This is a genomic window from Sphingobacterium sp. NPDC055431 (assembly GCF_053644255.1).
Window position 1 is genome coordinate 1067 of record NZ_JBSHLH010000042.1, and the last position, 269, is coordinate 1335.

The window sequence follows — 269 nt, forward strand, 5'->3', positions numbered from 1 at the left end:
TGGTCTGGTCAAGCTGACGGACGTCAAGCATATTGACTTTCGTCCGCGTGGTCGCACCTTTCGCAGTCTGCCAGTCGAGAGCGAATAGCGTCTCACCCGTCAGCAACCAGCTCTTGAACCCCGCTGTGGCAAGTTGATGCAGGTTATGTCGACCGACCGCGTCACACTCGGTTGGGTTTGCAGCCCATGCCGTCCATCCGGTTTCAATTTGATGCGCCAGCGCGCGAGCTTCGTCCTGGGAAATGCCGAGCGCGTCAGCGTTCGGACGC

The 269-nt window shown here is 59.5% G+C and carries 1 protein-coding gene; it reads right to left on the minus strand.

Annotated features, from left to right (window positions below; genetic code table 11):
- Positions 1–269 (minus strand): phage portal protein (locus ACWIB3_RS18570; RefSeq protein WP_454292367.1); only part of this gene is annotated, 269 nt, incomplete at both ends.